Here is an 18,730-nt window from a genome sequence, read left to right as displayed (position 1 = left end):
CCTAACCATGGAACGCAGCTACCGTTTTCACCTGTGAGAACCCGTACAGCGCTTCGAACCCTTTTTCGCGACCATGGCCGGATTTCCCGACACCGCCAAAGGGCAGCTCCACACCGCCGCCAGCGCCGTAATTGTTGATAAACACCTGCCCCGACCGCAACTTCTTCGCCAGCCGCATCTGCCGCGCGCCATCGCGTGTCCAAATGCTGGCAACCAGCCCGTAATCGGTGGAGTTGGCGATCTGCAGGGCCTCTTCCTCGGTCTCAAAGGGGATCAGCACTTGGACTGGGCCGAAAATCTCATCCTGTGCCAAAACATGATCAGCGGGTACGTCGGCAAACAGGGTCGGTTGCACATAGGCGCCAGTCTCGGGTGCGTGACCAACAATCGGCCCCTGGCCCACGATATTCAGATCTGCGCCTTTGTCGATAAATCCGGTCACGATGTCCTTCTGACGTGCTGAAATCAGGGGCCCCAGGCGCAAATCTTCGGACGCGGGCCCAACGGTCAACTCGGAATAGGCCGAGGCCATGCGGGATTTGACCTGCTCATACACTGCGCGTTGCACCAGAACGCGGGAGGAGGCCGAACAGGTCTGCCCTGCGTTCTGAACGCCCGCATTCACCAGAAACGGCAGGGCCGCATCCAGATCTGCATCGTCGAACACCAGCTGCGGGGATTTCCCGCCCAGCTCCAGCGTCACTGGCACCACGTTATGCCCAGCGGCCTGTTGCACCAACGCGCCGGTGGCAACGGAGCCGGTGAAGGATACATGCTGAATCCCCGGATGCGCCGACAGCGCCGCCCCGGCCTCGGCCCCCAGCCCCGGAACCACGTTCAAAGCGCCCGCCGGCAACCCGGCCTGCTGCGCCAGATGGGCAAAGGCAAGCGCGGTCAAACAGGCCTCTTCCGCTGGCTTCAGCACACAGGCATTGCCCATCGCCAAAGCCGCCCCGACAGAGCGGCCGATGATCTGCATAGGATAATTCCACGGCACAATGTGGCCCGTCACACCATGCGGTTCACGCAGGGTATAGACGGTATAGCCATCCAGATAAGGGATCGTTTCGCCCATCACCTTATCCGCCGCGCCTCCGTAAAACTCACAATACCGCGCCAGTGCCACCGCATCGGCGCGCGCCTGTGTCAGGGGTTTGCCGACATCCATCGCCTCCAACGCAGCCAGATCATCGACACGTTCCAGCACCATCTGGCCCAATCGGGTCAGAATGCGGCCCCTCTCCAGTGCGGTTTTGCGGCCCCAGTCCCCATCCAGCGCCTTTTGCGCCGCGTTCACCGCAGCATCGATGTCATCAGCATCCCCGCGCGCGATCCGACATAGCTCGGACCCGTCCGACGGGTTGATCAGCGGCAAATCGGCCTGAGACGCAGGCCGCTGCCACGCGCCGCCAATCAGGCACAAGCTGGGATCGAACCACAGGGGATTGGTCATGTCAGGCTCCATTTCGTCTCTAACATTGTAGTTTACGCCACATTTTGACTGATATCCGGCAGGGTCGGTGCGGCGGCGATCAGGGTTTGGGTATAGGGGTGCTGCGGGTTGGAAAAGACCTGTTCGGTCTCACCCTGTTCGACAATCTGCCCCGCCTGCATCACCAAAACCCGGTCGGTAATGGTGCGCACGACGCTTAGGTCGTGGCTGATGAACAGATAAGTCAGGTCATAGGCGCCGCAGAGCTCGGCCAGCAGATCAAGGATCTGCGCTCGGACAGAAACATCAAGGGCCGAGACCGCCTCATCAAACAAGATCAGTTCGGGCCGGATGATCAGGGCACGGGCGATGGCGATACGCTGCCTCTGCCCGCCCGAGAATTCGTGAATGTACCGACCCGCGTCATCGGGGCTGAGACCTACGGCCGTCAGAATCTCGGCGATCCGATCCTGCCGCTCGGACCCGGTTGGGGGATGTTCGAGCAGGTGAAACGGCTCGGTGACCAGGCGCGTGACCCGGTGTCGGGGGTTGAAGCTGCCATAGGGGTCCTGGAACACAACCTGCATCTTACGCCGGACGGCCAGATTGGGTTTGTGCCCGGTGAATACTGGCTGCCCGTCCAGCAGAATCTGGCCGCTCTGCACCTCTTCCAGCCCCAGGATAGCCCGTGTTAGGGTCGATTTTCCGCACCCAGACTCTCCGACCAGGCCTAAGCGCTCGCCTTTGTTCAGTGTAAAGCTGACCCCAGCCACAGCCCTGTGGTGTCGCGGCGCATCAAACAAGCCCTTTCGGGGCAAACGGTAATCCCGGACCACCTGTGCAACCTCAAGCAAAGGCTGTGCCGGCTTGGGTTCCGGCAGGTCGACCTGATGGCCCGAAGCCCGGAACAGCATGCGTGTATAAGGGTGCTGCATGTTCCGCAGCAAGGGTTCGGTGGCGCCGGCCTCGACGACTTCGCCATAGCGCATGACGATGATCCGGTCGGCCATATCGGCCACAACCGCCAGATCATGGGTGATCATTAGCAATCCCATGTCGTATTCGCGCACCAACCCCGTGAGCAGGTCTAGAATCTGCGCCTGCGTAGTGACGTCCAGCGCCGTCGTAGGTTCGTCCGCGATCAACAACCTTGGGCGCAACGCGATGGCCATGGCGATCACCACGCGCTGACGCTGACCACCGGACAGCTCATGCGGATACCTGGACAGAGGGAACCTTTCGGGCGGAAGGCCGACGCGCGTCAGCACTTCTTCGGCACGGGACCCGGCCTGTGCAGTAGGCATGGCTTTGTGGATCAGGATTGTCTCCATCACCTGATCCCCGATGGTTTTGACTGGGTTGAGCGCGGTCATGGGTTCCTGAAACACCATCCCGACCGAGGCGCCACGCAGGGCGCACATCTCATCCTCGGAACAGTTCAGCAGGTCCAGCCCGTCCAACCGGATCGCGCCCGCGGCATCCGCACCGTTTGGCAGCAGTTGCATCACCGCCAACGCCGTCATGGACTTGCCCGAACCGCTTTCACCGGTGACGGCGACGATCTCACCCGACGCAACAGACAGGCTGACCTGTTTGAGGATGTCCATGCCATGAATCGACAGGTTGAGATTTTCGATTTCCAGCAAGCTCATGCACGCGCCACCCGTATTCGGGGGTCCAGCCAATCCCGCAAACCGTCGCCCAGCAGGTTCAGCCCCAAAACAGTGACAATGATTGCGAGCCCCGGAATCAGAGCCAAATGCGGGGCAAAACTGACCATCGTCTGCGCATCTGCCAACATCCGGCCCCAACTGGGCGTAGGCGGTTGCGCACCCAACCCGACATAGGACAGGCCTGCCTCGGCAAGAATGCCAAGGCTGAACTGGATGGTGCCCTGTACGATCAGCAAGTTCGCCACATTCGGCAGGATATGTTCCGCCGATATCCGCGCCGCGCCCTTGCCCGAGACCCGGGCGGCCAGGATGAACTCTCGCTCCCACAGGGACAGCGCAGCGCCACGGGTGATACGGGCAAAGACCGGAATGTTGAAGATACCGATGGCAATGATGGCGTTGACCGCCCCGGCACCGAAAACGGCAGTGATCAGGATGGCGATGACCAACGACGGGAAAGCAAAAACCAGATCGTTGCCGCGCATGATCACCTCATCCAGCCACGTGCCTTTGCGCGCCGCTGCCGCCAGACCAAGTGGCACGCCCAATGTCATGCCGATCCCCACCGCCACCAAGGCCACAGCGATTGAAGTGCGCGCACCCACCATGATCATTGAGAACATGTCCCGCCCAAAATGATCGGTGCCAAACCAGTGCTGCGCGTTGGGTGGTTGCAGCTTGGCGGGAATATTCAGCGCGGCGTGCGCGTAGGGCGTCCAGACAAAGGAAAGTGCAGCCGCCAAGACCACCAGCGAGGAGAGTACTGCACCAAGGATGAGGTTACGGCTCATGTCCTGCTCCTCAGACGGGGGTCAACGGCGGCATAGGCGAGGTCAACTAGAAAATTCACCGTGATCACTGCAAAAACCAGCAGCATGACCACCGATTCCACCACGATCAGATCGCGGGCAGAAATCGCTTGAAACACCAGCCGCCCGAGGCCGGGCAGGTAAAACACCTGTTCGATAATGATGGACCCGGCCAGAAGAAAGGAAAACTGCAGCCCGATGATAGTCAGCACCGGGATCAGCGCATTGCGCACCCCGTGACGCCACAGCGCCTGTCGGCGGGACAGGCCCTTGGCCTGTGCGGTGCGCATGAAATCCTCACCCAGAATATCCAGCAGGGCCGACCGCATGACCCTTGCAAGAATCGCCGCCTGTGGCAGAGCCAGCGCTATGGCTGGCAGGGTCAGCGAGTGCAGACCGGTCCAAAACCCGCCGTCCCAGCCTGCGAACCCTCCAGCGTTGAACCAGCGCAGATTGATGGCAAAGACCAGCACCAGCATCATGGCGAACCAGAAATTGGGCACGGCGATGCCGAGCTGTGTGGCCCCCATGACCGCCACATCGCCGGGCCGCCCCCGGCGCGCAGCAGCGTAAATCCCTGCGGGAAAGGCGATCAGGGTCGATAGGGTCAGTGCATAAAGCGCCAGCGGCAGCGACACCCAAAGTCGGTCCGCAATCATCTGAGACACCGGCGTGCGATAGGTGTATGAAGTGCCGAAATCCCCGACCAGCATTCCGCTGACCCAGTTGAAATATCGCTGCGGTTTGGACACATCCAACCCCAGCTCGACCCGCAGCGCGGCCAGCGTGTCAGCCTGCACGTTGACGCCAAGCATGAAGGATGCCGGATCGCCCGGCGCGACCTCGATCACTGCAAAAATGACCACCGAGGCGATAGCCAGGCTGATCACCAGTGAAATCAGACGTTTGAGGGCATAGCGTAGCATTACAAACAGGTTACGGGTGCGAGCCGCGCATACGCAACAGCTACTTGTAGGACTGCTGCTCTTGCCGGACCAAATCAGTCGCGCAGGTCGAAAGCTTCGCCGCGGGTGCGCTGTCCACCAGCGTTTCCAGATTTGTCTCGGTCCGGGCCAGTGCCGCCCGACGAAGGACCATCAGGCGCGCGCGAGGACTGTCCAGAAACTGCTCCTGCGGGATGAGCGTTTCCAGCGGGCTGTCGATGCGGATGACCTCGAAATAGCCGCCAAACAGGGCAAGGAAGGCAAAGGCGCAGTTTGGTGCCTCGGCCCCGCATCGGTCAGAACAGAGCTGCGCGATGGGGCGGGTCGACTGGGATGTCATCAACCAGTTTTCCACCGCCGGGCGCCAGCTATTGTCCACTGACAGATCGCCATATCCCAGCCCCAGGGCCAGCAATCCCGCCATGCCCAGCGCCTGATCGGAATTCATGTCAACTGGATCAGGCTGAATGTGGCGCAGCGCGGCGAGACCGTCGCCGCGCGGCTCGGGATCGACCGTCAGATAGCTCAGGTAAGGTTTGAGGTCCTGCATCAGCTGCCCATCCGCCAACAGATCGCCGCGCATTTCTGGATCGCCATAGAGCGCCACAATTCGCGTCGGGTAGTCCGTAGCTTGATGTTCTCCCAACGCATTGAGCTGTGCAATCAGCTTCGGGTCTGGTGTGGGGCGTTTGGCATCCAACAGCGCTTGGGCAAGCTCATTTCCACCTTTCGCCTCAACCAACAGCCAGGATCGGCCAAAGGCCGTCAGGTCTTTTTGACGAAACAGCTTGCGCGAACCCTTTCGGCCCAGCGATTGGCGGAACGGAGATGGTCCAAGATCGGCGGTTTCAATTCGCCCCAACAGCAGACGTGCCTGCGCGTCACCATCAGCCGCCAGTTCTGCCAGCAGAGGCAGAGCGCGTTCATCATCGCCCTCCAGCCACAGTGTCACCGCCTGTTCAAGCGGCGTATCCCCTTTGGCGACCGGCGCAATCACGGCTAAAACCGCGATCATCAACGCAACGAGGGTTGATCTTCTCATGCGCCGGTCTCCTCTCTGGAACTGGTCTTATTCCGCCCAACTGATGGCGGTCAGGTCGATGGCCGCTGTGGGTGCGTTTTCCCAAAGGCCCTGAACGCCAGCCTTGGCAACGCCAAGCTTGGCCAGCTGGAACAGATACCCGTTGACGTAATCATTTGCGATCAGACGCTGCGCTTCGCCCAACAGGCGGGTACGCTCATCAGGGTCGGTGGTGGCGTTCAACGTCTCCATCAGCGTCTGAAAGTCGATGCTGTCATACTGGAAATAATAGTCGGGCCGCGCATAGATGCCGATATCCATCGGCTCGGTATGGCTGACGATAGTCAGACCAAAATCCTTGCCCTTGAACACCGATTCCAGCCACTGCGCCCATTCGACATTGATGATTTCAGCCTCGATCCCGACCTCGGCCAGTTGCGCGGCGATGATCTCGCCTCCGCGGCGAGCATAAGAAGGCGGCGGCAGGTGCAGAGTGGTCTTGAACCCTTCGGCATAGCCCGCATCGGCCAGCAACTGCGCGGCCTTCTTGGGGTCATACGCCGAATTGCCGGTCAGATCGACATAGGCCGGGTTGTGCGGGGCAAAATGCGTTCCGATGGGCGTGCCATAGCCGAACATCGCGCCGTCAATAATTGCCTGACGGTCGATGGCATGGGCCAGCGCCTGCCGCACCCGGGTGTCGTCAAAGGGCGGCTGTTTGTTGTTGGTGGACAGAATCGTCTCACCCTCGGTCGAGCCGACAAGCACCTGAAAGCGCGGATCAGCCTCGAACTGCGGCATGTTCTCAGGCGCCGGGAAAATGTCGAACACATCCACATCCTCGGCCATCATGGCGGCAAAGGCGGCGGTCGGGTCCGAGATGAACTTGAATGTAGCAGACTCTAACGCGGGCTGATCACCCCAATAGTCGGGGTTTCGCGTCAGCGTGATGCTGTCCCCCTGCACCCAGTCCCCAAAGGCAAACGCGCCGGTGCCGACCGGGTTGGTCTTGATCGCCTCTATGCTTTCGGGGGCGACAATCACCGCATCCCCCCAGGCCATATTGAACAGGAAATTCCCGTTTGGCCCTGACAGGGTGACCTTGACGGTCAGCGGATCCACGACCTCAACGCTTTCGATCCCGGCAAACAGGGCCTTTTGTGCATTGGCGCTGTCTTCAGCGCGGGCCCGGTCGAGGCTGAATTTGACGTCCTCGGCATCCATGGTGGTGCCATCGTGGAAGGTCACACCATCGCGCAGCTTAAAGGTATAGACGGTGCCGTCGTCTGATATCTCCCAGCTTTCCGCCAGCCCGGGCACGACCGATCCGTCGCCCATGAACCGGGTCAGACCTTCGAAGATATTGGTATAGACAACCGAATCGATGGCCTGTGCCGCAGCGCTGGTCGGGTCCAGATGCGGCGGCTCAAGCTGCATTGCGATGGTGATGTCGGATTTGGCCAGGGCTTGGGTGGCTATCAAACTGGCTCCAATCGCCAGCGCCGATGCAAAAGACCGAAACATCTGCTTTGTCATATCGTTGTCTCCCCACTGAAACTGCGTGGTCCTGCATGTCGCGGACCGGTCTGCGGACCAATGTCCCTTTAAACCTTAGGTCAATCAAGGAAATGTTCGCGCAACCGGGCTATCTTTGGCCCGGCCCAATCTGCTATGCCGCACTGCAACATGAACCGCGAGGAGCGAGCATGAGCGCCACCGCCCGCAAAAGAGCCCCGAATGCCGTGGATATTCGCGCCCGAAAAGGTGGCGAGCCACTGGTCAGTCTGACCGCATATACAACTCCGATGGCCCGACTGATGGATGATCATTGCGACTTTGTTCTGGTCGGTGACAGTGTCGGCATGGTGCTACACGGGTTGGAATCCACCCTTGGCGTGACGATGGAGATGATGATCCTGCATGGTCAGGCTGTTGCTCGCGGGCTGGACAAGGCGATGATGGTCATCGACATGCCCTTTGCCAGTTACGAGGAAAGCCCCGCACAGGCGTTCCGCAATGCTGCCCGCCTGATGGCCGAAACCGGTGCCGGTGCCGTCAAGCTTGAGGGCGGTGTCGAAATGGCCGAGACCATCCGCTTTCTGGTCAAGCGCGGCATCCCGGTGATGGCGCATATCGGCCTGACCCCACAGTCGATCAACACGCTGGGTGGATACAAGGTGCAGGGCCGTGATGATCAGGCACAGACGGTACTGGCCGATGCCCATGCCGTGGCTGATGCAGGCGCCTTTTCCCTTGTGTTAGAGAAGGTCCCGCAGGGTCTAGCCAACCAAATCACTGCCGAGGTCGCCATCCCTACTATCGGCATTGGCGCGTCCGCCGAATGTGACGGGCAAATACTTGTGGTGGACGACATGGTCGGCTTTTTCACCGCTTTCAAACCGAAATTCGTCAAACGATATGCCGAGCTGGGGCCACTGGCCGAGGCCGCCATCGCCGAGTACGCCGCCGAAGTGCGCGCACGCGCTTTCCCCGCCGATGAACATGTCTTTGCCGATCAGGCTCCGTCACAGGGCTCAGCTAAATGACCGCTCCGATCCTGCGTCGCCTCTCCGATCTGCACGCCTTGACCGCCAACTGGCGCAAGAAAGGTGAGGCAATCGGCGTCGTCCCAACTATGGGCGCGTTGCATCCGGGGCATCTGTCTCTGGTTGAGGCGGCCAAAAATGGCACCGACAGAGTTATCGTGACGATTTTCGTGAACCCAAAGCAGTTTAACAACCCCGAGGATCTGGCCAATTATCCGCGCACCGAAATCGAAGATGCTCAGAAACTGGCGCCCTATGGCGTTGATGCGATTTATGTGCCGGACCCGGACGAGATCTACCCGCAAGGCTTTGCCACCACCGTATCTGTAACTGGCCTGACAAATGTGATGGAGGGCGAATTCCGCCCCGGTCATTTCGATGGCGTCGCCACTGTGGTCGCCAAACTGTTCCTGCAAACCCAGGCAGACAGAGCCTATTTTGGGGAAAAAGACTATCAACAGCTGCTTGTCGTGCACCGCATGGCGCGTGATCTGGATATCCCGATCGAGGTGATCGGCTGCCCCACGGTGCGTGAACCTTCGGGTCTGGCCATGTCCTCACGCAATCAGCGCCTCTCGCCCGAGGGAATGGAGATTGCAGCGCACAAACACCGCATCATGCTGGATCTTGCCAACGCGCTAAAGAACGGCGCCCCGTTCGACACACTGGCAGCACAGGCCAGTACCGATCTTTTGGCCGCAGGTTTTACACAAGTGGAATATATCCAACTGCGCTGTGCGGAATCTCTGAACCCGCTGACACATGCCGACCGACCCGCCCGCCTGTTTGCAGCGGCCTGGGCGGATGGAGTGCGTCTAATCGACAATATTCCCGTCTGAACACTCTGGTACGCAACCGACTGTTTGCGCTAAAGTCTCGCAAAACCAAATGCGAAGGGGGGCGCAGGCGTGACCTATATTCTTGCCATTGATCAGGGCACCACATCATCACGGGCCATTCTGTTCGACGCGGACATGCAACGGGCAGGCACCGCGCAGCATGAATTCACGCAGCATTTCCCACAAGAAGGCTGGGTCGAACACGATCCCGAGGAAATCTGGGACAGCGTCCTACGTGTCTGCCGCGAGGTGATGCAGAGCGTTGGCGCAACCCCCGATCAGATTGCCAGTATCGGCATCACCAACCAGCGTGAAACAACCGTGGTCTGGGACAAGCAGACCGGCAAGCCGATTTACAATGCTATCGTCTGGCAGGATCGCCGCACCGCCGATATCTGCGCCCGCTACAAGCAGGCCGGTTGCGAGGATGACGTAACCCAGCAGACCGGGCTTTTGCTGGACCCGTATTTTTCGGGCACCAAAGTCAAATGGCTACTGGATAATGTCCCCGGCGCCCGCGACCGCGCCGAGGCAGGCGAGCTACTGTTCGGTACCATCGACAGTTTCCTGATCTGGCGCCTGACCGAAGGCCGCAACCATGTGACAGACGCCACCAACGCTGCCCGCACACTGCTGTTCGACATCCACAAAGGCTGTTGGAGCACCGAGATCTGCGATCTGTTGGATGTGCCCGTGTCCATGCTGCCCGAGGTACAGGATTGCGCCTCGGACTTCGGAGAAACGACTCTGATTGGGGGAAATATCCCGATTCTGGGTGTTGCGGGCGATCAGCAGGCCGCGACCATCGGGCAGGCCTGTTTCCAGCCCGGCATGATGAAATCGACCTATGGGACGGGGTGTTTTGCGCTGTTGAATACCGGGCCTCAGCCGGTCGCCTCGAAGAACCGCCTACTGACGACGATCGCCTATCAGTTGGACGGGCAAAAAACCTATGCCCTTGAGGGTTCGATCTTTGTCGCAGGCGCAGCAGTCCAATGGCTGCGCGATGCGCTGCAGATCATCGAAACCGCCCCGGAAAGTGGTGAGCTGGCGCAGCAGGCCGACTCCAACCAGCATGTTGTGCTGGTGCCCGCGTTTACCGGATTGGGCGCGCCCTATTGGAAACCAGATTGTCGGGGCGCGGTCTTTGGCCTGACCCGCAATTCCGGGCGGGCAGAATTTGCCAAGGCAACACTGGAAAGCATCGCCTATCAGACCCGAGACCTTTGGCATGCCATGCAGGGCGACTGGGGCGCAGATACCGATGTCATCTTACGCGTCGACGGCGGTGCCAGCGCATCTGATTGGGCGATGCAAGGCCTGTCGGATTACCTCGGCGCCGAGGTCGACCGACCCGTGATGCAGGAAACCACCGCACTGGGCGCGGCCTGGCTGGCGGGTATGCGCGCAGGCATCTACCCTGATCAACAGGAGTTCGCGGAAACCTGGGCGCTGGATCGCCGGTTCGAACCCAAACTCTCCACAGAGGAACGCGACGCCGCCTATGACCGCTGGCAACGCGCTGTTCAGGCGGCCATGGCGTTCTGATCGCAGCCGCATTTGGGCTCTGCTTTGTTCAAACTTGGGTTCTTATGGGGCCACCCGTGCGAACGGTGAATTTCTACGGCAAGTCAGTGCTGCGAGTAAGGCTGTTGGTCAATGTCGGGACCGCGGGACAAAACGGACATCCGACGCACAAGGCCGAATGTCCGCTTAATCCAATCAATCTCAGTTGATATCCTGAACATCCATGACCAGGTTTTCCCAGTTCCGCTGGTTTTCCATGTCGTGCTCTAGGCCCTGCTCGTCTGCGATCGTGAAGCGTTTAACGGCTGATGTTTTGCTCGTTGCCTGGTAGAGCCAATAGGCCTCGGCCTTCAGGGCCTCATCGATAGGCTTGTCGATCGACTCGTAGACCATCTGCTTGCAGGCATTGATGGACTCTGCCGGGAACTTGGAAATCCGCTGCGCCAAGGTGTTTACGTAGTCGTCGATCTCATCAGCATCCAACGCTTTATTGATCGTGCCCATTGCCTCGGCTTCATCGGCGTCAAAGTCTCGGGCACTCAGGATGATTTCCAGCGCGCGGCCCAGACCGGTCTGACGGGCCATGCGGGACGCACCGCCGCCGCAGGGCAGGATACCCATGCCGACTTCCATCTGCATGAACTTGAATTTGCCACGCGCCGCAAAGCGCATGTCCAGCGCCAGGGCCAACTCGTGGCCACCACCGCGTGCGAAGCCTTCCAGCTTCGCGATCGTGGCCTGAGGCACCTTGCTAATGCGTTCGCAGACCGCTTGCAAATCGAGCAGCTGGGCTTCATCGCGGGAGACAGCTTCGGTCGACATGTCCTTGAGCAGCTCGGTGTCGTAGTGGCAGACCCAAACCTCGGGGTTCGCGGATTGGAAGATGACCACCTTGGTATCGCGGTCCCGCTCCAGCCGCATGGCAAGGCTGTTGAGGTCGGCCAGCATTTCCTGGCCTTGCACATTCACTGTTCCAAAATCGAATGCCACCGTTGCGATGGCGTCTTGGACCTTCACGTCAAAGGTTTGAAAATTCTCGTATTTCATCAGTCAGTCCTTTCTTGGGTCCGGACAACGCATGTCGCCGGAGGGTTGCAGCTTCAGGTGGTGTAAAAGACGCCCGACGTCAGACTGGCGTCAGTGGGATCAGCTGAGAGATTTCAAAGCATCTTCGATGCCTTGCATCACCTGCGCCGAATGAGTTGCGTCCAGTGCAGCCGCATGTGGCTGCGCGAACTGGCCGCTGTCATTGTCAAAATACTTGCCCGAAACATCCGCGAACGACGACCCGAGCGCCGCTTCACGCAGGATGTTCGCGCCGATGGACAGATCGTTGCCCGCGATGCCGTAGCCTTCCTTGACCATCTTCGAAGCCAACAACGATCCGGGATTGACGGCGACGACGACGGGTCCGTCGGTCAACTCCTTCGCCAATTCGCGGGTCCAGATCGTGATGCCGAGCTTGCTTTGCGCGTAGGCGTCATTGTGGCCAAGCTGTTTTTCCCCGCGCATGGCAGCCAAATCAATCGGCGCTTGCGCGGCAGAGGATAGATTCACGATCCGCCCGTCTTTCGGAATGATCGGCAGAAGCGCGCGGGTCAGCGCATAGGGCGCCAAGGTGTTGACCATGAACCGCACATCATGGCCGGCCTCGGTCTGGGTCTCCGCGACTTTCAGCACGCCCGCGTTATTGATCAGCACATCAAGGCGGTCGTGTTTCTCGCGCACCTCTGCCGCGAAGGTTTGGATATCGGCCATACGCGACAGGTCAGCGGCATAGGTTTCGACGTCGCCGCCGACCTCGTTGACGGCGGCTTCCAGTTTGGCTGCACCGCGTCCATGAAGCAGAATTTTGTGCCCCTCTTTTGCGAGGGTCTGCGCCGTCAAAAGACCGATGCCGTCTGTTGATCCGGTGATAAGAATTGTCTTGGTCATGATTGTCTCTCTCCGTTTGCTCGTGTTTCGTGGGTCCGATGATGGGATCAGGCAAAACGCACTAGGGTGCGGCTCTCAATGCTTTTGCGGATGGTCATGACGTTTGGGTCTTCGACCATGTCCAACGCGGAGTGCCCGATGGAGGGCCGTCCCTGATTGTCGAAGATGTTGAAGTAGGCGACCTCATCCGGGGTCATCTTCGAAATGTAGATCCACTGATGATTCGGGTTTGCCGCCAACCCCATGATCTGTCCTTTGCGGTCGGGATAGATCAGATCAAGCAGGATCCAGTCTTCCGGGGCGACGCTCGACGGCAGGATAAACCCGAGCGGGGCTGAGTTGATCGCCGCCTCGATCGGTCGCCAGATGTTAATGAAGGCGTAGTGCCCCGCGCTCCATTTTGCCGCTGTATCAGCACCAAGAATGTCGATCAGTCGCTGTTCTGCGCCGTCAGGGCTGTAGTCGCTGTGGACGTTTCGCGCGGGCTTGCGCGCGGCGTCAGGGTCATCCACCCGGATCGTGTGATCAAAGATGATCACCTCCTGCGCGTCCAGCTTGGTCGTCAGAAGCGACGTCAGCTCTGCGTCGTACTCCGCTTGCCAGGCATCATCGTCTTGCGCGAACGAGACCGCTGTGGGGACGAAAGAAAACGCGACAGCGTCATCCTCGAATGATGGGTCTGTGGCTGACCTGCGCGCGTCGCGCACTTTCACTTCGGTTGGGGCGAGTTCTGGCGCGATCAGATTGCCAACGATGCCACCGGCATCAAGCTCGAACGCCTGACGCTCCGGTTTGTGGACGTGATAATTCACTGTCGCTGTCTGAGTCATTCCGCTCTCCGCTCTGTCTTGAGCTTTGACCTATACCGCTGCGCAGATATATAAACGGTAGATAATCGAATTCAGTTTTCTGGAAAAATATACAATATGGATACGCAAAGCCTCCGCCTCTTCGTCCTTGCTACTGAAACGCTGAACATCAGCGCGGCGGGCCGAACGCTAGGGATGGCACCGGCGGTAGCCAGCGCGCGGCTCGCAAAGCTTGAAAAACTGCTGGGCGCCGAATTGTTGCATCGATCCACGCGGAAAGTCTCGGTGTCCCTAGAGGGGCAGGACTTCTTGCCGTACGCCCGAGAGATGATCGAACAGGAAGAAGCGGCCCTCGCCGCATTCGGCAAAGGCAAGGCCGAGGTGAGCGGGACATTGCGCTTTGCCGCTCCAAGCACCTTTGCCCAGCTCTATATCGCGCCCCTGTTGCCCGCTTTTATGGATGCCTATCCAGACCTGACGCTCGATTTGCATTTATCAGATACCCAGTTCAACCTGATTGAGGGCAGCTATGATCTGGCCCTCCGCAATTCTATTCTGGAGGACAGCAGTCTGACGGCGCGCAAACTGGCAAACGACACACGTATTCTTTGTGCAGCACCAGACTATCTGGAAACACATGGGGTGCCCGGCACACCGGATGACCTCGCGGCGCACCGTCTGGTCGCCTTCAGGGATCTGGAGCCGCGCGCCTTGGTGTCAGATGACGGAGCCAAAGCAACATTCGACCTCCACAAAGCCTCCCACAGGCTGATCGTGAACGACGGGCTGACACAAGTGCGTGTCACGCTCAAGGGTGCCGGCATTTCGATTAACTCCCTCTGGGCAGTCCACAGCGAGCTGAATGATGGGTCCCTTGTGCAGGTGCTGCCCGGGTACACACTGGCGGACAATCCGGCGCTTTGGCTGATCTACCCCAAAAGCAACGTAGTCTCCGCAAAGGTCCGCGTCTTCATGGACTATCTGATCCAACAGATCGGACGGTCAGCGGCTTGGGCCGGGTCCTAGGCGCCACACCTCTATTATGTAGAGAAAACGAATTCTGTTATCAAAAATATGTCCATTCATACGCAATCTAAGCGTAATATCTGATGTCTCGGAAGCAACAGGCTTGACCATCAGAAAGTTGAGACAGGACATGACACAATCTGCATTAGAGCGCGCACGCGCCGTGGAACGCCCCACACGCGAAGCAATGCTGCAACGCGCCCCGCAAGTCGCGCAATTCTGGAATGACAACCAGGAGCTGTTCAAACACGCATGGAAGGAATGGGAGCAGACCAATCAAACCGCCTTGGATGCATCTGTTCATGACGACCGTCTCCGCGCAGCGGTCGAGGGGGCCTGGAAAGACCCGGCAACCGAAGGCGAAGTGAAAAAACTATGGGAAGAGGTCTTCCCCGGTGTCTACAAAACCCAGTTCTTTGACCCCGAACGGCTGTTCGTTTTGCGCAGCTATCTGGACAGCGTCGCCGATGCAGGCATTCCGCTGCGCCCACCCTATGGCATTTCCCTCAACCGGGGCGGTGCAATGCTTGACCCGCGCTCGGAAGGGCATCTAGGGGCCTCAGCCTTCCAGACGTTCTACCGCGACCTCATGAACACCTATATGCGGCCCATCTCACGGCTCTTGTTCCCGGATGTGATAGGATACGACACGCAGACCTTCGGGTTTTCCATCCAGTGGCAAGCAGATAAGGACACGTCGCTCCGGCCTCACTCAGACGCATCATCGGTCACGCTGAATATCAATCTAAATCTACCGGACGAGGCCTTTTCTGGCTCCGCTGTCAGCTTCATTGATCCCGCGTCGCGACGGGTCGAAAAACTGCACTTTGAGCCCGGCACGGCCTTGATCCACCACGGCAGCGTCCCCCATGCGTCTGAACCGATCACCGAAGGTCAACGCTCCAATTTCGTGCTGTGGCTCTACGGTCAAAACGGCCAGATCCCGCATCCTGGTGCGTTCGCGCCCACAATCGATCCGCGCGCGCGCTGGACGGTCCCGACCGATCCATCGGACGGGTTTGCGCCCTTCTGATCCGCGGACCTCGACAGGTTGGTTGGGTGATAGACGTCGCCCAGCCAACATAGCGGAGGCTCGTTGGCCGCTTTTTCAGATAATCTCGAAGCAGCCATTGGTGCAGGTTGCAGCATTCGTTGTTTTGGGCTCAAACCTGACATCTGCCGTATCTGTAGCCCCGGTAGCCTGATTGAGAACGCGAGGATCAAATCCATCTGACAACCGATAGTCGAGCGCCTTTAGCTGTGATCTTTCAGCAAGCGTTGCTTTTGCCGTGACCAGTCGCGCTTGGCCTGGGTTTCGCGCTTGTCGTGGTTTTTCTTACCCTTGGCGATGCCGATCTTAATCTTGGCCAGGCCCTTGTGGTTGAAATACAGGACCAGCGGCACAAGCGTCATGCCTTTGCGTTGGGTCGCGTTCCACAGATTAGACAGCTCTTTGCGCGACACCAATAGCTTACGGCGACGACGTTCTTCGTGTTTGAAGACCTTGGCCTGGTCGTAAGGGGCGACATAGCTGTTGACCAACCACAGCTCTCCGTCGTCAACCGTGGCATAGCTTTCGGCGATGTTAGAACCGCCTGCCCGCAGGGATTTGACCTCGGACCCGTGCAGCATGATGCCGCACTCGATATCCTCTTCGATCGCGTAATCGAAGCGGGCACGCCGGTTTTCGGCGATGACTTTGTAATTCGGGTCTGTCTTCTGCTTGGCCATGACGGGTTGATTTAGGCCCCTTGGGCGGGCCTTGCAAGCCCAGAGCGCTTTGCGTTCGAATTGAATCGAATTGCGCTGCCTCTCCCTTTGATCGAACGCGCAGCTCGATAGCCTTCTATCAGGAAACGCAAAGCGCCGAGGTGCATCAGGATTTGGCCGAGATAATCAGATCGGGGCCGAAAATTGTGTCGGCGTGGTTGTGCAGGTAGATCTTCAGCCAGGGTGTAAACCGGTCGGGATGGCGCTGCACTTCGGCCAGCAGATCGTGGTAGTCGATCCAGCGGATATCCATCACTTCCTCGGGGTTCGGCTCGATCTTCAATGGCCCGCGGACATGAGCGAGGAAAACATCCACCACCTCATGCTCGATCAGGGAATTGCCGACATCGGCATGATATTCCAGCCGGTGACGATATTCGGGATACAGCCCAGTGATCCCCAGTTCCTCATGCAGGCGACGCACTGCACAGACCGAGGGCATCTCACCCCAGTCAGGATGGGTGCAGCAGGTATTCGCCCAAAGACCCGGCGTGTGGTATTTGCCCATCGCCCGGCGCTGCAGCAAAATCTCGGTGCCGCGCACAACAAAGACCGACACCGCCTTGTGCCGCAGACCCTTTTCATGGGCTTCAAGCTTTTCAACGGGGGTCAATTCACCATCAACCCAGGCCGGGATCATGATTCCCATTTGTCGTCTCCTGCTGCCGATCCGCCTGTGCGACCGGGAATTCCGGAATAGCTTTGGCCTGATAGGCTTGGCTGTGGTGCAAAGCGGGCAATGCACCACGCGATTCCAAACTGGCGTCTATTGATCCGGTTATCAACCGCACGAAAGGCCGCAGGGGCTGCGGCCTTTTCTGGTCTTACCGATTGCGTGGTTTCCCAGGTTATTCGCCCGAAACACTGACGATATAGGCGTAAACGTCCTCAGCGCCCTTTTTCAGCTTGAAGGTCATTTTGGACTTGGCCGAGGTCTGATCCAGATAGGATTGCAGGAAGGCTTTGGGGTCCTGGGCATATTCGACAAAGGTTGCCTCGTCCCAGACCAAGCCGTTTTCACCGGCTTCGACAATGCTGTCACCGTATTTAAACCCTTCGACCGTCCCAGCAGTACGGCCTGCAACCCCATAGAGGTTCGGGCCGGTTTTTCCGCCCTTTACGATCACCTCGCCATCGGGATCAGCAATCAGATGGCAGGATTTGCATTTGTTGAAGGCTTTCTTGCCAGCTTCGGTGTCACCTTCAGCATAGACTGGAAGGGCCAGTAGGCCGGCAATTGCGGTCGCGAGGATACGATTCATAACTTTTGCTCCGATACGAATTGGCTGCACAGAAAGGACCTCTGGCGCAGCAGAGAGTCAACGCGCAGATTGCCGCGCGATGGCACTGTGTCACAGCCGGGATCGGGTCGTCCTTAACTTAAGTCATGTACGTCTGCCCAACAGGGCAGAAGATCGCCTGCACTGGGTGACGCCAGATAAATCGCACGGGCGATCGCCCGCGACAGGCAAACCGAGGCTGCATGCGCGATCATAGGCAGCACGCTTGGGTCAACAGCTTGACCGGAGGTGCTGATGCCGAAAACCAGATCACCATCTTGTGAAGTATGCGCAGGCACAATCGCGCGAGCGATGCCATCATGAGCTGTCACCGCCAGGCGGTGGCACTGTGTCTTGGTTAACGCTGCATCAGTTGCGACAATTGCAATGGCCGTGTTGGCCCGGTCCGGGTCAACCTGCCCCATAGCTAGAGCTTTGCGGCTTTGCTGAATCTGTGCTTGACCCGATGAGAGGTCTGGCCCCAGGCCGCCAAATTCGTTGTCGATCTCGAATGGCGCCGCCCAAAAGTGGCGATCCCCAGGTGTCGTGACGCTGCCGACCGGATTGGCTGCCACAAGCGCGCCTACAGTGATGCCGTCGTCCAGAACCAACGATGCAGAACCCAGGCCACCTTTTTGCATAGCCGCCAATGCGCCGGTTCCTGCCCCGACTGAACCGAGCGCAAAACGTTCTGCGGCAGCGTGGTAGGCTGCCTTTCCGAGAGCGCGGTATGGATTCTCGGACCAAGTTTTATCGCCGCCATTGAGTAAATCGAACAGAATTGCTCCCGGCACGATGGGCACAATCGCATTCCCGACAGCAAAGCCGCGCCCGTCGGCCCGCAAACCATCCGTAACCCCTGAGCAGGCGTCCAACCCGAAAGCCGAGCCACCAGACAGCACGATCGCATCGATTTGATCAACGGTTTTGTCCGGTGCCAACAAGTCAGTTTCACGCGTGCCCGGCGCGCCCCCCATTACATGGACAGAAGCAACAAAGGGTTTGTCCGCTGTCAGAACAGTTGTGCCCGATTTCAACGCCTCGTCCTGCGCGTTGCCGACCTTCAGCCCTGGGACATCGGTGATCAGGTTTTTGGATCCGGGAGTCATCGAAACCTCT

At 59.0% G+C, this 18,730-nt stretch carries 18 protein-coding genes; 5 read left to right on the top strand and 13 right to left on the bottom strand.

From position 1 onward, the window contains the following. Position 1: 1 nt before the first annotated feature. From AC2FLB_RS13815 to AC2FLB_RS13790, 6 genes are read right to left on the bottom strand one after another with little or no spacing between them, the layout of a single operon-like run. Positions 2-1,453, bottom strand: coding sequence for an aldehyde dehydrogenase family protein (locus AC2FLB_RS13815; protein ID WP_496709445.1), 1,452 nt, complete (start codon positions 1,451-1,453; stop codon positions 2-4). A 32-nt stretch (positions 1,454-1,485) separates the two neighbouring features. Then, positions 1,486-3,084: an ABC transporter ATP-binding protein gene (locus AC2FLB_RS13810; RefSeq protein WP_496709444.1), complete on the bottom strand. Its 1,599-nt coding sequence runs from the start codon at positions 3,082-3,084 to the stop codon at positions 1,486-1,488. Then, positions 3,081-3,896 (bottom strand): ABC transporter permease, encoded by an 816-nt coding sequence (locus AC2FLB_RS13805; RefSeq protein WP_496690260.1) that lies wholly within the window; start codon positions 3,894-3,896, stop codon positions 3,081-3,083. Before AC2FLB_RS13805 ends, AC2FLB_RS13810 begins: the two co-directional genes overlap by 4 nt. Further along, positions 3,893-4,840: an ABC transporter permease gene (locus tag AC2FLB_RS13800; protein ID WP_496709443.1), complete on the bottom strand. Its 948-nt coding sequence runs from the start codon at positions 4,838-4,840 to the stop codon at positions 3,893-3,895. The genes AC2FLB_RS13805 and AC2FLB_RS13800 overlap by 4 nt, the downstream gene beginning before the upstream one ends. A 40-nt stretch (positions 4,841-4,880) precedes the next feature. Further along, complete coding sequence (locus tag AC2FLB_RS13795) at positions 4,881-5,900, bottom strand: hypothetical protein (RefSeq protein WP_496703478.1); 1,020 nt, start codon at positions 5,898-5,900, stop codon at positions 4,881-4,883. A 27-nt stretch (positions 5,901-5,927) separates the two neighbouring features. Further along, positions 5,928-7,415: an ABC transporter substrate-binding protein gene (locus tag AC2FLB_RS13790; protein WP_496709442.1), complete on the bottom strand. Its 1,488-nt coding sequence runs from the start codon at positions 7,413-7,415 to the stop codon at positions 5,928-5,930. Positions 7,416-7,585: 170 nt separating this feature from the next. Between AC2FLB_RS13790 and panB the strand changes: the two genes are divergently transcribed. The 3 genes from panB to glpK all read left to right on the top strand — a co-directional run bounded on the left by panB (position 7,586) and on the right by glpK (position 10,812). Further along, complete coding sequence (gene panB / locus AC2FLB_RS13785; protein ID WP_496702501.1) at positions 7,586-8,425, top strand: 3-methyl-2-oxobutanoate hydroxymethyltransferase; 840 nt, start codon at positions 7,586-7,588, stop codon at positions 8,423-8,425. Further along, the gene (gene panC / locus AC2FLB_RS13780; protein ID WP_496702499.1) at positions 8,422-9,264 is read left to right on the top strand and encodes a pantoate--beta-alanine ligase; all 843 of its coding nucleotides are present in this window, start codon (positions 8,422-8,424) and stop codon (positions 9,262-9,264) included. The genes panB and panC overlap by 4 nt, the downstream gene beginning before the upstream one ends. Positions 9,265-9,333: 69 nt before the next feature. Next, positions 9,334-10,812 carry a glycerol kinase GlpK gene (gene glpK, locus AC2FLB_RS13775; protein WP_496709441.1) on the top strand — a complete coding sequence of 493 codons (1,479 nt, stop codon included), beginning with the start codon at positions 9,334-9,336 and terminating at the stop codon, positions 10,810-10,812. A 180-nt stretch (positions 10,813-10,992) separates the two neighbouring features. Here glpK and AC2FLB_RS13770 read toward each other — a convergent pair whose 3' ends face one another. The 3 genes from AC2FLB_RS13770 to AC2FLB_RS13760 all read right to left on the bottom strand — a co-directional run bounded on the left by AC2FLB_RS13770 (position 10,993) and on the right by AC2FLB_RS13760 (position 13,556). After that, positions 10,993-11,838 carry an enoyl-CoA hydratase/isomerase family protein gene (locus tag AC2FLB_RS13770; RefSeq protein WP_142640334.1) on the bottom strand — a complete coding sequence of 282 codons (846 nt, stop codon included), beginning with the start codon at positions 11,836-11,838 and terminating at the stop codon, positions 10,993-10,995. A 99-nt stretch (positions 11,839-11,937) separates the two neighbouring features. After that, complete coding sequence (locus AC2FLB_RS13765; RefSeq protein ID WP_142640333.1) at positions 11,938-12,726, bottom strand: SDR family NAD(P)-dependent oxidoreductase; 789 nt, start codon at positions 12,724-12,726, stop codon at positions 11,938-11,940. A 47-nt stretch (positions 12,727-12,773) separates the two neighbouring features. Continuing rightward, positions 12,774-13,556, bottom strand: a complete 783-nt coding sequence (locus AC2FLB_RS13760; protein ID WP_496709440.1) for a CmcJ/NvfI family oxidoreductase — start codon at positions 13,554-13,556, stop codon at positions 12,774-12,776. 96 nt (positions 13,557-13,652) lie between these two features. Between AC2FLB_RS13760 and AC2FLB_RS13755 the strand changes: the two genes are divergently transcribed. Beyond that, on the top strand, positions 13,653-14,561 hold the full coding sequence (locus AC2FLB_RS13755; protein WP_496709439.1) for a LysR family transcriptional regulator: 909 nt from the start codon (positions 13,653-13,655) through the stop codon (positions 14,559-14,561). 130 nt (positions 14,562-14,691) lie between these two features. After that, positions 14,692-15,594 (top strand): 2OG-Fe(II) oxygenase family protein, encoded by a 903-nt coding sequence (locus AC2FLB_RS13750; RefSeq protein WP_496692791.1) that lies wholly within the window; start codon positions 14,692-14,694, stop codon positions 15,592-15,594. Positions 15,595-15,815: 221 nt separating this feature from the next. Here AC2FLB_RS13750 and smpB read toward each other — a convergent pair whose 3' ends face one another. The 4 genes from smpB to AC2FLB_RS13730 all read right to left on the bottom strand — a co-directional run bounded on the left by smpB (position 15,816) and on the right by AC2FLB_RS13730 (position 18,720). Then, a complete protein-coding gene (gene smpB / locus AC2FLB_RS13745; protein ID WP_496692792.1) occupies positions 15,816-16,292 on the bottom strand; it encodes an SsrA-binding protein SmpB in 477 nt (158 codons plus the stop codon). A gap of 145 nt (positions 16,293-16,437) precedes the next feature. Beyond that, positions 16,438-16,980 carry an isopentenyl-diphosphate Delta-isomerase gene (gene idi, locus AC2FLB_RS13740; protein WP_142638583.1) on the bottom strand — a complete coding sequence of 181 codons (543 nt, stop codon included), beginning with the start codon at positions 16,978-16,980 and terminating at the stop codon, positions 16,438-16,440. A 199-nt stretch (positions 16,981-17,179) separates the two neighbouring features. Next, a complete protein-coding gene (locus AC2FLB_RS13735) occupies positions 17,180-17,593 on the bottom strand; it encodes a c-type cytochrome (protein WP_142638581.1) in 414 nt (137 codons plus the stop codon). Between the two features lie 113 nt (positions 17,594-17,706). Beyond that, positions 17,707-18,720 (bottom strand): P1 family peptidase, encoded by a 1,014-nt coding sequence (locus tag AC2FLB_RS13730; RefSeq protein ID WP_496692793.1) that lies wholly within the window; start codon positions 18,718-18,720, stop codon positions 17,707-17,709. Positions 18,721-18,730: the final 10 nt, after the last annotated feature.

The sequence above is a fragment of the Ruegeria sp. CDSA236 genome, assembly GCF_059611285.1.
Note: the sequence above shows the minus strand (reverse complement) of the source record. Positions and strands in the feature narration are given on the sequence as shown.

Excerpts from the sequence above, each read along its gene's own strand:
- AC2FLB_RS13765 (WP_142640333.1), bottom strand. The coding sequence starts at position 12,726 with ATGACCAAGACAATTCTTATCACCGGATCAACAGACGGCATCGGTCTT.
- panB (WP_496702501.1), top strand. The coding sequence starts at position 7,586 with ATGAGCGCCACCGCCCGCAAAAGAGCCCCGAATGCCGTGGATATTCGC.
- AC2FLB_RS13810 (WP_496709444.1), bottom strand. The coding sequence starts at position 3,084 with ATGAGCTTGCTGGAAATCGAAAATCTCAACCTGTCGATTCATGGCATG.
- AC2FLB_RS13790 (WP_496709442.1), bottom strand. The coding sequence starts at position 7,415 with ATGACAAAGCAGATGTTTCGGTCTTTTGCATCGGCGCTGGCGATTGGA.
- AC2FLB_RS13770 (WP_142640334.1), bottom strand. The coding sequence starts at position 11,838 with ATGAAATACGAGAATTTTCAAACCTTTGACGTGAAGGTCCAAGACGCC.
- AC2FLB_RS13760 (WP_496709440.1), bottom strand. The coding sequence starts at position 13,556 with ATGACTCAGACAGCGACAGTGAATTATCACGTCCACAAACCGGAGCGT.
- AC2FLB_RS13800 (WP_496709443.1), bottom strand. The coding sequence starts at position 4,840 with ATGCTACGCTATGCCCTCAAACGTCTGATTTCACTGGTGATCAGCCTG.
- AC2FLB_RS13730 (WP_496692793.1), bottom strand. The coding sequence starts at position 18,720 with ATGACTCCCGGATCCAAAAACCTGATCACCGATGTCCCAGGGCTGAAG.
- AC2FLB_RS13815 (WP_496709445.1), bottom strand. The coding sequence starts at position 1,453 with ATGACCAATCCCCTGTGGTTCGATCCCAGCTTGTGCCTGATTGGCGGC.
- idi (WP_142638583.1), bottom strand. The coding sequence starts at position 16,980 with ATGGGAATCATGATCCCGGCCTGGGTTGATGGTGAATTGACCCCCGTT.
- AC2FLB_RS13735 (WP_142638581.1), bottom strand. The coding sequence starts at position 17,593 with ATGAATCGTATCCTCGCGACCGCAATTGCCGGCCTACTGGCCCTTCCA.
- AC2FLB_RS13750 (WP_496692791.1), top strand. The coding sequence starts at position 14,692 with ATGACACAATCTGCATTAGAGCGCGCACGCGCCGTGGAACGCCCCACA.
- panC (WP_496702499.1), top strand. The coding sequence starts at position 8,422 with ATGACCGCTCCGATCCTGCGTCGCCTCTCCGATCTGCACGCCTTGACC.
- AC2FLB_RS13755 (WP_496709439.1), top strand. The coding sequence starts at position 13,653 with ATGGATACGCAAAGCCTCCGCCTCTTCGTCCTTGCTACTGAAACGCTG.
- AC2FLB_RS13795 (WP_496703478.1), bottom strand. The coding sequence starts at position 5,900 with ATGAGAAGATCAACCCTCGTTGCGTTGATGATCGCGGTTTTAGCCGTG.
- AC2FLB_RS13805 (WP_496690260.1), bottom strand. The coding sequence starts at position 3,896 with ATGAGCCGTAACCTCATCCTTGGTGCAGTACTCTCCTCGCTGGTGGTC.
- smpB (WP_496692792.1), bottom strand. The coding sequence starts at position 16,292 with ATGGCCAAGCAGAAGACAGACCCGAATTACAAAGTCATCGCCGAAAAC.